The following is a 12,697-nucleotide window of genomic DNA, read 5'->3' as shown; positions in this document are numbered from 1 at the left end:
TAAGTAAAGATATTTACTCACTAGCGGATAAAAACACTTATCAGCAACTAAGAGCATGGGCAAAACGCCGTCACCCAATGAAAAATAAACATTGGGTAATTAATCGTTATTGGCTCATTAATAAAGGTCGTTGACCTGCCTACTGAGTTGGAACGCTGCCAGATTCTCAAGATTCACTTAGAACGGTTTGGTATAGAAGTTCCGCAAGAATATTTAGAGGCGATCGCTGCTAGCACCGACAAGTTTAGTGGTGCTGAGTTAGAAACCCTGGCATCAGAAGCAGCATTACTGGCTTTTGATGAGGGAAGACCTCAGCAGGTCACTCTGGCTGATTTAGAAAATTGTCAGCAAAACATCACCCCTTTAGCGATTCAAGATGCTGCTGCTGTTGAGCGGATGCAGTCTTGGTCAAAGATTGCGCGACCTGCTTCCAGTCCTGTGCAGGTGTCTAAGAAAGGTCTTCGTACTTCTAGGTTCCGTACTAATTAGGTATTCCCAAATTAGTAATGATTTGAAGCTTTTGTCAAATGAACATTTCAACAACAGATGTTCATTTGACATGGCAATACTTTACTCTAAATTATGTCAAAAATATGGAAGTTTACTTAATCTTTGTAAATGCGGCTCAGAACAGTAACAAATTCTGGAGTGCAAAAGTTGAGCAAGGTAATCTAACTGTTGAGTGGGGTAGGGTCGGCTACAAATCTCAGCAAAAAGTTCACTCTTTCGGTAATTATCAACAAGCAGTTTCTAAATTCCACAATCTCGTGGCTGAGAAGAAAATGAAAGGCTACCGAGAAAGCCAACCTCAAATTGATAGTACTTCTGATTCTCTAGAAATCAAAAGAGCTATCCAATTACTGGAGATATTGCGCCCTTATGTAGCACAAAGACAATTTGCCAATAGAAATTATCTAGAGACATTAAACCAATATTTAAAAATTGTTCCTACACTTTTAGGAATGAAAATAGATCCGTCTCGAATATACCGCGATGTGGCAGATGTTGAACATCAACTATCACTGCTGAACTCTTTGCTGGAAACTGATTCTATGCTGGATGATAACACTACGGAAGAATCTGGCAATACAAGTAAAGTTATCAGTTTAAAAAGTATTGGAAAGAACTTTTGGAGGCATTTGTAGAACTTAATAATTCAGGAGTGGAGTCGGATACTCCGAAAGCTATGATCGAAATAAAGGCTTACCTGATAACCGTTAAATGGGATATACAGCAGAATTCAGGAGCGGAGCCGGAGACGCTCCGCCTCCGGTCAGAATGGGCTACGCCCCGCTGCGCTAACAGAAGTAAAATAGGCTTTATATCTGGCTTTGAGACTTAGCTTGTGTACAACACTTTCCTTGAAATCCGCTGTATCAGTAAAACTCTGTATGTCTCACAGAGTAAAAGCATTTGATTCAAAGCTTCCCAATCTTTATTTTCTGCTATCGCAGTCACCTTTCTAACAATGACGCAACCAGAAATAAATCATCATGACTCAAACAGCACACAAACAAAGGTTAAAGCCTGCAAATCAGACAAAACAAACAAGTGTAGCTAATCCTAAAGCCGAAAATGAAGTATCAGCAAATATCCCAGAAATATCTACAGGTAAAAAGAAAAAACCTACATCTCTAGATGCTGATACTTCAACTGAACCTATTTCAAATAAGCGTACTAATAAACGTTCTGCCAAATCAGAGTTAAACTCTCAACCACTTATAGAATCAGGAATGGAGGTAATCTGCTCACAAACTAAATTTCACGATGCACTCTCTTTAGTTAGTTGTGCTACCCCAGCTAAACCTACCCATCCGATTCTTGCTAATGTTCTAATCATTGCAGATATCGAAACACAACAGATACATTTAACTGTTACTGATTTAGCATTAACAATTCAGGCAAGTTTTGAAGCTCAAGTTTTGCTCAAGGGTGAAATTACTGTGCCAGTGGAAATGCTATTTGAGATAGTTAAGCATTGCCCTAATGGTAATATTAGCCTCAGTAGTCAGACTCAGATTATACAGCTTATTGATGAGGAGAAGCAAACAAAAATCTGCTCTCTGGGTTTATCTGATGCTGATGGAAAATATGAAGTTAGAGGCATTAGTGCTGAAGACTTTCCACCTAGTTCTACAATTGATGCTACTCCCATTCCTCTGCCAACAACAGTTTTCAAAGATGGTTTGAAAGGTGTAATTTATGCTGTAAGCACTGATGAAAATAAATATATCTTGACCGGAGTTCATATCCAACTTACACAGGAGAAGTTAAAGTTTATTGGTACTGATGGGCATCGAGTTGCAACCACTGAACTTTCAACTCAAGGAATTGGTAGAAAACCCCGCAAACAAGTAGAATCTTCAGAGATACAATTTACTATTCCTGGTCGAGTCCTCAAGGAACTAGCGCGTAACTTGGATGATTCTGTCGAATTCATTAATTTGTTGTATGATGTCCAAAGTAATCGCTTGGGTTTTGCTTGGCAAGATATTATCCTAATATGTCAATGTTTGGAAGGAACTTACCCTGACTGCGAACAGCTATTGGCAAGATTTAGCTTTGACCGAGAAGTAATCCTAGAAAAAGCATTCTTAGTCAAAGCATTAGAACGCTTATCTGTATTAACAGATAAAAAAGAGAAAGGTATTTACTTACAGTTTGATGGAAGTTTGCAGCAGTTACGATTATCAATTGAACGGGAGTTTGGCAAAGGCGATCAGGTTATTGCTGCTCATCTACCATCAGAAATGTCATTGAATATCCAGTTTAACCTCAAGTATTTAGTAGAAGCAGCTAAAGCAATTCCTAGTTCCGCTATCAAAATGCACTTGCAACAATCAGATCATCCTGCCATGTTGGTTCCTTATGGAGATAGACCAAATCCGGAACTGCAAATGGAAATGCGTCAATTCTTACTGCCACTGTACACTCTAAATGCTTAATAAATGTTAATTTGAATCTTGAAGTTTTGTAGGGTGTTTTGGATACGAGTGGTGTTTATTTTAGACGGGGATTTGAGTAACTCTGGACAAAACTGAGAATATGAACGAAAATCCTCGATTTTGACAAATAGAAACTGTGCATTTTGGCGGTAGATATCGACTATTTGCCGCCAAAATGCTAAATTTATCCAGTTTTATCAAGAAAAAAGGAAGCAAAGCAGGGTGCAAGAAGGAAAGAGAGAAAAGTATGTTTTAGAATCTAATTGTTACCCAATATGGTAAACACTTTACAATCAGAGTATTACTCAATAGTTCCACCATGCCAGCAAAAGACATATACCATAATGAAGTCAAGAACGCATTGATAAAAGACGGTTGGACTATCACAGATGATCCTTACTTTATCAAATATGAGGATGCTGAACTCTACGCTGACCTAGCAGCAGAAAAACCAATCGCCGCAGAACGCCAGGGACAGAAGATTGTTGTAGAAATCAAGAGCTTTGTGGGCAAATCGCTGATGTATGATTTTCATAATGCCCTGGGACAATACATAGTCTATCGGAAACTCATTCAACTTACAGAGCCAGAATATAAGCTTTATTTAGCTGTTGATGATGTTGTCTATGAGAACTTTTTTCAACGTAAATCTGTACAAGCAGTTATCAATGAAAATCACCTGCTGTTAATAGTTGTAAATACAGAAAAGGAGGAAATTCGGCAATGGATAAGCTAGAACAATACCGCAATGTTATCAAGAAGATATTGACTGAGTATTACGAAACTACTAATACTCAAGTTGTAAAAGATGCGGGAGTTGAAGTAAGCGATCGCTTGGCTTTTGATGAAACAAGATATCAATATCTTTGGTTTCGGTTTGGCTGGGATGACAAAAAGCAAATACAGTATATTATTATCTATCTCTGCATTAAAAACGGCAAAGTTTGGGTGGAAGAAGATGCAACTAATTTATGCGTTGTTGATGATTTGCTATCAGCCGGAATACCCCAAGCCGATATTGTTTTGGGTTTCCATCATCCCAGTAAACGAGGTTTAACAGAATTTGCTACTGCTTAAGGAGGCAGATGAAGAGTACTGAGTATGGTAAATCTTACTGGGAACAGTTGAGCAAATCAGCCTACTTTGGAGTCAAAATTACACCCCCTTAACAGGGGTAAGGGCGACAAATTAAGGTTAATGAATCCTATGTCTACAGTCGCCCTACATCAAAAATATCGACCCCAGACAATAGCCGAATTAGTTGGACAGCCCTACATCAAAACTGCTCTGACTAATACTGTAAAATACCTGCAAATTGCACCAGCTTATTTATTCACAGGTTCTAGAGGCACAGGTAAAACTTCAACCGCTAGGATATTTGCTAAATCCCTCAATTGTCTCAACACTAAAAAACCAACTGACCAACCTTGTGGTATTTGTCAATCCTGCCGTTCAATTGAAACCAGTAATAGCCTAGATGTCAGTGAAATTGATGCTGCTTCTAATAATGGTGTAGATGATGCCCGTGCTTTAATTGAGCGCAGTACCTTAGCACCAGTTGCAGGACGTTACCGAATTTTTATTCTCGATGAGTGCCATTGTCTAACTGGTAACGCCTTCAATGCTTTACTTAAGTGTATTGAAGAACCGCCACCTCATGTTGTTTTCATTCTTTGCACAACAGAACTGCACAAGGTGTTACCTACTATTGTCAGCCGTTGTCAAGTGTTTAATTTCCGCACTTTGTCTGTTCAGGCAATTGTGCAGCACCTCGGTATTGTAGCAGATGCAGAATCTATCTCTATTGATGATGAGGCACTAACAGCGATCGCACGACTCAGCGATGGTGGATTGCGGGATGCATTGCAATTACTGGGTCAAGTGAGTCTTTTAAATGAAGATATCACTGCTAATCATGTTATGGAAATCGCTGGTGGTGTGACAGAAACAGAATTAATGTCAATTTTACAGGCAATTTCCACCAACAACACCTTTAACTTGCTGCAAGTAGCAAGAGTTCTAGTAGACTCTGGTAAAACGCCCAAATTAATTCTCTCCAACTTACTGCAAACATACCGAGATTTACTGATTCTCAAGTCTGCATCTAAAGAGCAATCCTTACTAACTGGTTGTGTTAGCTATACTCAACTCAAAACTTTAGCAAATCACTGGAATTTCGAGACGCTGAATTTGTCCCTAGCAGAGTTACAAAAAGCAGAAAACAATCTGCGGTACACAGTAAATGCTGCTGTGTGGTTAGAAGTTTGCTTACTGAACCTGATGCCTAGTTTATTGCCTGTCAGTGCAACCAAGACGCTAGCTGTCAAACCTCTAAATGACAAAGGGCGTGATGGCAAATTGTTACCAACAGTTGCAACCAATACTCCTAACCTGGCTCAAATTTGGCTTTCTGTGATGGATACAGCTAAACCCAGCAATAAAAATCTGTTGGCTCATGCAAGTCTCGTTAAATTGCAAGGTGACAAGGCAATTTTAGAAGTTACATCAGCTTACCTCAAGAAGTTTGAGAGTAATAAAGAAGTGATCGCTAAAATGCTGCAACGAGCTACCCAAAGTCAACAACCAATGACTGTGTTAATTAAAACTGCCAACAAGAGCAGTAATGGGAGGGTAAAAGCATGATTGTCTTGCTGACAGGTGACGACCAACACACCATCCAGGAACAGCTAAATCAATACAAAGCAGAGATTGATGCTCAATGGCTCACACTTTGCTATCACCGATTTCCAGCCGATCGCCTTGACCAAGCTATCAGTGTAGCTCGCACTCGTTCCCTGACTGGTGGTAAAAAACTGGTGATTGTCGAAAATTGCCACCTCAAGCAGTGGGGTGATACTGAGTTAGAAACTTTGCAGCAGCTTGTTCAAGTGCCTGAATTCACAATTCTGGTGTTTGTCGCCACCAATGTAGATAAGCGCCTGAAGATTTACAAACATATTGTCAAGTATGCCAAGTTGTTTGAGTTTCCATTGATACCACCTTGGCGTACTGATTTAATTGAAAAAGCGATCAGTACTCAGGCTAAAAAAATCAAGCTGGTGCTGTCAAAGGGTGCAGTGGAATATCTAGCAGAAGCAATTGGTAACGACATGACTCGTGCAGCCACTGAGTTACGCAAACTGTATATTTATGGTAATGGCAGACAACTAGAGCTTGCAGAAGTAAAAGAGTTAGTGCCATGTCAGACTCAGAATAGCCTACAACTGGCATCTGCTATTCGCCAAGGAGAAAGCAATCAAGTTTTGCACCTGCTGGATGATTTACTGTCACGCTCGGAACCATTAATGGTGATTGTTGCTACTCTCCTAACGCAGTTTAGAACTTGGCTGTGGGTTAAGTCTGTGATTGTCTCTGGAATTAAGAAAGATAGTGAATTAGCTCAACTGTGCAGTATCAGCAATCCTAATCGCATTTACTATTTGCGTCAGGAGGTACCAAATACAAGCATCAATGCTTTAGCTAAAGCAGTGACTATGATGCTGGATTTGGAGATGTCTATTAAGAGGGGTGCTGAAAGTAACGATTTACTGCTAATAATTCTTAGTGTTAGCAGGTTATTTAAGTTAACTTAATCCACATAAAGTTGACTGATAGTTTTGGATTTTGGATTGTATATTTGATTCCAGTCTAAAATCCAAATTCACTAATAATGATATTAGTATCTAACATAAATTTCACGAGTTATGTTTACCCTTATCTCGCCTTAGACAACTTCAGTGCTATTAACAAACCAATTTTCAACCTTTAAATTATTAAAAAATTCAAAATCAGAAACATTATTAGTTACCAAGATTAAATTACTACAGTAAGCAATACTCGCAATTTGACCATCTATAAAAGCAGGAGTTTTACCAATCTTGGATAATCTAGCCCTTTCTTGGGCGTGCCATTGTGCCGCCTTTAAATCGTAATCAAGGACTGGTAAATTTAATACCGATTCATGAATATAATTCCAAAGAGACTCTCGCCGCTTAGATTCTGGCAACCGCAAACATCCATGTAAAAGTTCATGAATAACAACACTAGAAACGGCAACTTCTGATTTATGAATATCTAGTTTGTGCAAAACATTGGCATTAGGAATAGGGCGTGCTGGCTCTGAGAGAATATTGGTATCAAGCAAGTATTTCAAGCTCATAGATCAATTTCTCTTCCCACACTACGATCTCGTAAGTCAGCGAAATCATCATCAGTAAAGATAATTCCCTCGCTTTGGATTACGCTTCTAAATTTTTGTAATCCCTCCCAAAAATTATCCCCTCTAGATTCCTCCTTTTTTTTGCGGAGAAACTCAAACAAATAGTCACGTTCTTCTGTGGGTAAACTTTCAATATAATTAATAATTTCTTGTAAATTCATCATAGAACCTCCTAATCAAGTAAACCCTACCTTTGCTAACTCTATTTTAATCTCTAAATCTAAAGCCTAAGCTTCTTACATTTAGCCAATTTCCGTAAAAATATAATACTGGGCGCAGTGGCGGCAAATATGAAGTATATTCATCAAAACGAATCCGTAAAATCTCCAGCATTATGTTAGGATATCTTTAGTAGAAGCTCATGCAATTTTGAAGTGTGATAGCCCCTCGGCTAGAAACTTGTTTTGTATGGGCTTTTTTACTGTCGATCTATGCTGAAGGTTATTTCTACTCTTTCAAGGGAGACACAAAAACACAATTATTAGGTAAAATATGATACATCAGTCTAGACGAATACCTCCAAAGGCTAAATTACCATTTTACATTTGGTTATCTAGTACGTTAGGAGCGTCGGTTGTTTCCCAAACAGCATCTAAAGACAGACGCAGTAGCCCTTTAATGGGTACTATCGGTAGTTACGCTATTAGAAAAAATTTGGACTATAAAAAATTACGACTATTTGTGATTAAAAAACTTGAACAAGAAAAAATGGCTAAGAGAGAACTTGTCAAAAAAGTGAAGGAGAAAATCTCCAGGAGGAAACTGTAATTAAAAAATAAAAAAGCCGACCGATTTATTATCGGTCGGCGAAAAAAACTTCGTTAATTTATGAAATCACAAATTTTAAACATCAATATCAATACTGTGTTAAAACTGTATTTATACCAATTCTCTATGAAGATAGGCTGATAGGCTAAACTATATCAGATATTGAACTTGCAAGTTCAATATCTGATATCATGATGGTTTGAAATGTTAATACATATTTTCAATTTCTTCTAAAATTTTGTGATAATTCTCCAGAGTATCTTGCTTTAGATATAGTGCTGCTGCTTTTTTTAAATCCTCAAGTGTTCCTTTATCATCATTATTTTGCAAACGACAATAAGCACGCTCTCGATAAAAATATGCCTCTTCTGGTTCTATATTAATTGCTTGGTTATAATCTTCAATTGCTTTTACATAATGTCTAATTGCATAGTAAGCATCTCCTCTATAGCTGTATAAATAAGCATTATCTGGTTCTAGCTCTATAGCTTGGGTATAATCATTAATTGCTCCTTTATAATCTTCTATTTCTAAACGATAATTGCCACGCTCTTTATAAACATAAGAATCTTCAGGTTTTAACTGAATTGCTTTATCATAATCCTTAATTGCAATTTTGTAATCTTCAAATTCTGCCCGACATCTACCACGGTATATGTACAAATATGCCCAATCAGGCTGCAAAATAATTGCTTGGTTATAATCTTTAACTGCTTCTGTGTATATATTTATTTTTGAATAACAATTAGCTCTATCTAAATAGAATATTGTTAAATCTAATTTATTTTTTTCTAAATAAATACTTTTAGTATAACTATCAATTGCCTTTTTATAGTTATCTAATTTTTCATAAAATTTACCCCTATATTTGTAATAGCAAGCTCGGCCAGGTTCAATATTAATGGCTTTATTGTAATCTTTAAGTGCAGATTTATAGTCTTCTATTTCACAGAAAGTATCAGCCCTATACTTATATAAAGCTGCATTATGAGGTTGCAGCTTTATCGCTTTGTTATAATCTTTAATCGCCGCTTTATAATCTTCTGTTTTGTGTAAATATTCAGCCCTATACTTGTATGAATCTGCATTAAGTGGTTGCAGCTTTATCACTTTGTTATAATCTTTAATCGCCGCTTTATAGTCATCCATCTCATGTAAGCATTCAGCACGACGCTTGTAAAAATCTGCATTATCAGGCTCTAATTGAATCGCTTGATTATGATCTCTCATTGCCTGTTGGTATTCTTGCCTTTTGCAGTGGCAACAAGCCCGATAAGAATAGGCATCACCATAGTTAGGATTTATCTGCAAAGCTTGGCTAAAATTATTAATTGCCGGTTCACAGTTGTCGATAACCCACATAGGAAAGCACATAACACCTGCATTGTAGTATTCTTCAGCAGTTCTCTCATCTATAGAATCATCTAACTCTAAATACTTCTCGTCATCTAGTAAAACCTGATTAGCTAACTCCAATCCTCTCTTAACCAGACCAGATGAATAGCTAGTTATCCCCTGTTTTCTAACTAAAATAATGCCATCATTAATTTTTTCTTCGTTACTAGCCATACTTATTTACTAACCTCAGATTTAAACTTTTCTAGCTTGATTTTAGCCTTTGCAATCTGCTTATCAATTTTAGAAGCCATTTCTGTTAATAAATCACGATTTTCTTGTTTTGCATTAATAGCTTTATTTCTAATTTGGTAAATTTCAGAGAGTTCAAAATCTTTTATTTCACACTTAATAACCTTTAATCTATCACTTACTTGAACTATTTCACGGATTACACGAAGTAGTTCAGTAGAAGAACTTTGATCTTTAACTGACTCTGATTTGTTTTGCCATCCTTGTAGAATTTCCGTTAGCCGCTTTTCATTGCCATTTTCATACGCTTGATTCACCTCAGCCATTATTTTCTGTCTACGTAAGCGTTCTACCTCATCTGTTGTTAAATCTGGGTGAATCAGTTTAGCCACTTCTCGATAGAGTTTTTTTAGACTTTCCCAAGGCTTAAAGTCTCTCGAAAATTCCTGATTTTTAAGATTATCTTCGGTAGCACGCTTTGATTCTTCTGCTCTAGTCCAAGCCTCCTCCGCTTGTTTTTGGGCTGTAGAGTCATTTGGATTCAAGACTGCTAAATATTTAGCAATCTCAGCCTCTATCTCATCAAGTTCAGCATATCGAGTACCAATAACTTGCAGGTATTCCCGCTCAAAAGCGTGTAACTCACCCTGAAGCGTTACCAACTCTAACTCACGTTCAGTCAGTTCTGCTTGCAGTGCAGATAGTTCAGCGAGTTTCTTTTCTAGCTCCTCTTGTTCGGAGGTTTTTTCGTAAGTGATTTTACTTTTCATATTGAAACATACTATACATAAATTTTATCAGATTATTTATTATCATATTTCTTTATAAAGGAAAACTTCAATCGTTTCTTTAACTAAAAGGCTTATCCTAATTTAGTCTCACTCCCCCAATGGGGGATTTTTTAGGGCAATGAGCGAAAAACACCGCCATGAACACGCCCAATTATAGTCTATTACTTCAGAGTTTTTGGACACCACCTCGTACACCCATTACAGAATATTCCAACTCAAATAACCATCCTACTGAACCTACAGATATTGCTGAATTTCTAGGTGAAGATTTACTATGGCAACAGACTATCTCTGCGAAAGAACCTAATCTGAAAAATATCCCTAATGACCTACCAAATAAATTAATTAAAGCACTTCACTCATTAGGAATCACCCAACTTTACTCTCACCAACTTCAAGCCTTACAAGCAATTAGACAAGGTAAAAGTTTAATACTCACCTCTCCCACAGCCAGTGGCAAAACTCTCAGCACATACCCCGCCATTCTGGAAGGTTGTATAAATCAAGAACATCGAGCATTAGCATTTTATGGACTACGAGCATTGGCGCTAGACCAGTTCCACAAAATCTCTGAACTCCTCTCTACCATACCAACACAATCCAGACCTATACTGGCAATGATCACTGGAGATGTCAAATCAGAAAAACGAGAACAAATCCTCAAGAGTGAACCGCATATTTTAGGTGTCACACCAGAATTAATCCACTTTCAACTCAAGCAAGCCTGGAAATCCGCGCATTGGGCAAACTTTTATCAGCGATTGCGCTATATACTGCTTGACGAAGCTCACACCCTCTCAGGTAGCTATGGCGCAAATATGTCCTGGCTGATTCGTCGCATTAAACTAGCAGTAGATCATTACGGTGGTGACTCCAAGAAACTGCAATTTATCTTTCTGAGTGCCACTTGTGGTAATCCTAAACAACTAGCTCTGAAAATCTCCGGCTTAAAACCAACTAAACTCAACCCCAAACCCCTAATTTGGATTCGCAAAAGTGGAGCTGCTTCACCATCTAGACAAATAATTATCACTCAGCCCAGTTACAATCTGACTGGTGATACCGCTCGAATAATTCAATTTTTGCTCAATCAAGGTAAATCAGGTATCGCCTTTTGTAACTCCCGTCGCAGCGTGCGGGAACTAACAGAATTACTCAAATCAAACCAAGTAGCCGCCTTCTACAGTGGCATTACTTCTGAGCGTCGGGCAGAAGTAGTTGACCAACTCCAGTCTGGTACGCTCAAGTGGATTATTGCCACAGAAGCATTAGAAGCTGGAATTGACCTACCAGAATTAGAATGTTGCATTTTGCGTGGCTGGCCTGGTTCCAAAATGGCATACCAGCAACGCAGTGGCCGCGCCGGACGTTCTCAGTCTGGACTGACAGTGCTGCTTCCCAATGCTCTCAACCCCATAGACTGCTATGTAGCAGAACATCCAGAAATGCTGGTATCGCCAGAAGCTGAAGAAGTGTTCTTTAATGACGAATATCCCATCTTTGCTGCTAAACATTTGATGTGTGCAGCCGCAGAAACTGGTATTCCTACTAATAAAATCAAGCACTACTTTGGCACAGCAGCTTACGAGGTAGCAAAACTCTTGTTAGCCCAAGGACATCTAAATAAAGGTCGTAATGGACTGTGGGCAAAGGGTTATCCCCATAAAGATGTTAACTTTCGGGGTGGCTTATCCCAAACTACCATCAAGCTAGTAGATGCAGAATCAGGGGAAGAACTAGAGGAAATCTCAGAAGATATTGCTCACCGCGAAGTCCATCCCCAAGCCATCTACAAACGACAAGATGCCAATGGACGAATGCTGACTTATCAGTGCATCTCCCTTGACTTGAACAGCAAGCAAGCAACTTTAAAACAAACAGCAGATAGTCCAGTGTTTACAGTTGCAGTTACAGAATCAGAAACCAGTAGCCGAACAGTGCTGACAGATCCGGTGAAGTTACCATTGCTGTTTTCTCAAGTCAGTGAAGTTGATGACTGTCAGGAATACTTAACCCTGGAACTTAGTTTTGGTGAAGTTAAGCACATTACCAGTGGTTACAGTTTAATGACCCAAATCTATGAGCAGACTTGTTTGAACAAACGGTGTCTTAACTACAAAGAGCCGCTACCTAAAGAACGTCGTTGTCCGCTTTGTAGCAAACTCACACGCAAAGCTGTAATTGTGAAAACCCTATCAGAAGAAAAGTTTGAGCAGCCTTTCCGTACTCAATTTTCAGCACCAATGGTCAAAATAGCAATTATAGCTATAGCCATGAAGATTAGGACGTAGACTATAAGAGTTCCAATTGCGTCTACCCCATTTCAATGGCCAAAGCAAGAGAGTGATGATTTCCGGCAAAAAGTCATGCAAGCGATTGAGTTGGAC

12 protein-coding genes and 1 pseudogene are annotated in these 12,697 nt (G+C 38.4%); 9 read left to right on the top strand and 4 right to left on the bottom strand.

Annotated features, from left to right (window positions below; all coding sequences use genetic code 11):
• The first annotated feature begins 11 nt into the window (after positions 1-11).
• The 8 genes and pseudogenes from LC653_RS47690 to holA all read left to right on the top strand — a co-directional run bounded on the left by LC653_RS47690 (position 12) and on the right by holA (position 6,538).
• Positions 12-134: a group II intron maturase-specific domain-containing protein gene (locus LC653_RS47690; RefSeq protein ID WP_372478290.1), complete on the top strand. Its 123-nt coding sequence runs from the start codon at positions 12-14 to the stop codon at positions 132-134.
• Positions 130-489: pseudogene (locus tag LC653_RS41075) on the top strand (AAA family ATPase); the annotation flags it as partial. The gene LC653_RS47690 and the pseudogene LC653_RS41075, both read left to right, overlap by 5 nt.
• Positions 490-593: 104 nt before the next feature.
• A complete protein-coding gene (locus LC653_RS41070) occupies positions 594-1,145 on the top strand; it encodes a WGR domain-containing protein (protein ID WP_229501047.1) in 552 nt (183 codons plus the stop codon).
• Between the two features lie 348 nt (positions 1,146-1,493).
• A complete protein-coding gene (gene dnaN, locus LC653_RS41065; protein WP_229501046.1) occupies positions 1,494-2,945 on the top strand; it encodes a DNA polymerase III subunit beta in 1,452 nt (483 codons plus the stop codon).
• Between the two features lie 319 nt (positions 2,946-3,264).
• Positions 3,265-3,681 carry a XisH family protein gene (locus tag LC653_RS41060; protein ID WP_162398235.1) on the top strand — a complete coding sequence of 139 codons (417 nt, stop codon included), beginning with the start codon at positions 3,265-3,267 and terminating at the stop codon, positions 3,679-3,681.
• A complete protein-coding gene (locus LC653_RS41055; RefSeq protein ID WP_229501045.1) occupies positions 3,669-4,022 on the top strand; it encodes a XisI protein in 354 nt (117 codons plus the stop codon). The genes LC653_RS41060 and LC653_RS41055 overlap by 13 nt, the downstream gene beginning before the upstream one ends.
• A 129-nt stretch (positions 4,023-4,151) precedes the next feature.
• Complete coding sequence (dnaX, locus tag LC653_RS41050) at positions 4,152-5,588, top strand: DNA polymerase III subunit gamma/tau (RefSeq protein ID WP_229501044.1); 1,437 nt, start codon at positions 4,152-4,154, stop codon at positions 5,586-5,588.
• Positions 5,585-6,538, top strand: a complete 954-nt coding sequence (gene holA, locus LC653_RS41045) for a DNA polymerase III subunit delta (RefSeq protein WP_229501043.1) — start codon at positions 5,585-5,587, stop codon at positions 6,536-6,538. Before dnaX ends, holA begins: the two co-directional genes overlap by 4 nt.
• Before the next feature lie 131 nt (positions 6,539-6,669).
• Here holA and LC653_RS41040 read toward each other — a convergent pair whose 3' ends face one another.
• From LC653_RS41040 to LC653_RS41025, 4 genes are all read right to left on the bottom strand, one after another.
• Positions 6,670-7,104: a type II toxin-antitoxin system VapC family toxin gene (locus LC653_RS41040; RefSeq protein WP_229501042.1), complete on the bottom strand. Its 435-nt coding sequence runs from the start codon at positions 7,102-7,104 to the stop codon at positions 6,670-6,672.
• Positions 7,101-7,328 (bottom strand): hypothetical protein, encoded by a 228-nt coding sequence (locus tag LC653_RS41035; protein ID WP_229501041.1) that lies wholly within the window; start codon positions 7,326-7,328, stop codon positions 7,101-7,103. The genes LC653_RS41040 and LC653_RS41035 overlap by 4 nt, the downstream gene beginning before the upstream one ends.
• Before the next feature lie 811 nt (positions 7,329-8,139).
• Positions 8,140-9,501 (bottom strand): tetratricopeptide repeat protein, encoded by a 1,362-nt coding sequence (locus LC653_RS41030; RefSeq protein WP_229501040.1) that lies wholly within the window; start codon positions 9,499-9,501, stop codon positions 8,140-8,142.
• A 2-nt stretch (positions 9,502-9,503) separates the two neighbouring features.
• Positions 9,504-10,289 carry a J domain-containing protein gene (locus LC653_RS41025; protein ID WP_229501039.1) on the bottom strand — a complete coding sequence of 262 codons (786 nt, stop codon included), beginning with the start codon at positions 10,287-10,289 and terminating at the stop codon, positions 9,504-9,506.
• Between the two features lie 158 nt (positions 10,290-10,447).
• On the opposite strand from LC653_RS41025, the gene LC653_RS41020 reads away from it, so the two are divergent.
• On the top strand, positions 10,448-12,601 hold the full coding sequence (locus LC653_RS41020) for a DEAD/DEAH box helicase (RefSeq protein WP_229501038.1): 2,154 nt from the start codon (positions 10,448-10,450) through the stop codon (positions 12,599-12,601).
• Positions 12,602-12,697 lie beyond the last annotated feature (96 nt).

Source organism: Nostoc mirabile CHAB5784 (assembly GCF_020829645.1).
GTDB lineage: Bacteria > Cyanobacteriota > Cyanobacteriia > Cyanobacteriales > Nostocaceae > Nostoc > Nostoc mirabile.
Note: the sequence above shows the minus strand (reverse complement) of the source record. Positions and strands in the feature narration are given on the sequence as shown.

Excerpts from the sequence above, each read along its gene's own strand:
- LC653_RS41020 (WP_229501038.1), top strand. The coding sequence starts at position 10,448 with ATGAACACGCCCAATTATAGTCTATTACTTCAGAGTTTTTGGACACCA.
- LC653_RS41025 (WP_229501039.1), bottom strand. The coding sequence starts at position 10,289 with ATGAAAAGTAAAATCACTTACGAAAAAACCTCCGAACAAGAGGAGCTA.
- LC653_RS41035 (WP_229501041.1), bottom strand. The coding sequence starts at position 7,328 with ATGATGAATTTACAAGAAATTATTAATTATATTGAAAGTTTACCCACA.
- LC653_RS41070 (WP_229501047.1), top strand. The coding sequence starts at position 594 with ATGGAAGTTTACTTAATCTTTGTAAATGCGGCTCAGAACAGTAACAAA.
- dnaX (WP_229501044.1), top strand. The coding sequence starts at position 4,152 with ATGTCTACAGTCGCCCTACATCAAAAATATCGACCCCAGACAATAGCC.
- LC653_RS41060 (WP_162398235.1), top strand. The coding sequence starts at position 3,265 with ATGCCAGCAAAAGACATATACCATAATGAAGTCAAGAACGCATTGATA.
- holA (WP_229501043.1), top strand. The coding sequence starts at position 5,585 with ATGATTGTCTTGCTGACAGGTGACGACCAACACACCATCCAGGAACAG.
- LC653_RS41055 (WP_229501045.1), top strand. The coding sequence starts at position 3,669 with ATGGATAAGCTAGAACAATACCGCAATGTTATCAAGAAGATATTGACT.
- LC653_RS41030 (WP_229501040.1), bottom strand. The coding sequence starts at position 9,501 with ATGGCTAGTAACGAAGAAAAAATTAATGATGGCATTATTTTAGTTAGA.
- LC653_RS41040 (WP_229501042.1), bottom strand. The coding sequence starts at position 7,104 with ATGAGCTTGAAATACTTGCTTGATACCAATATTCTCTCAGAGCCAGCA.
- dnaN (WP_229501046.1), top strand. The coding sequence starts at position 1,494 with ATGACTCAAACAGCACACAAACAAAGGTTAAAGCCTGCAAATCAGACA.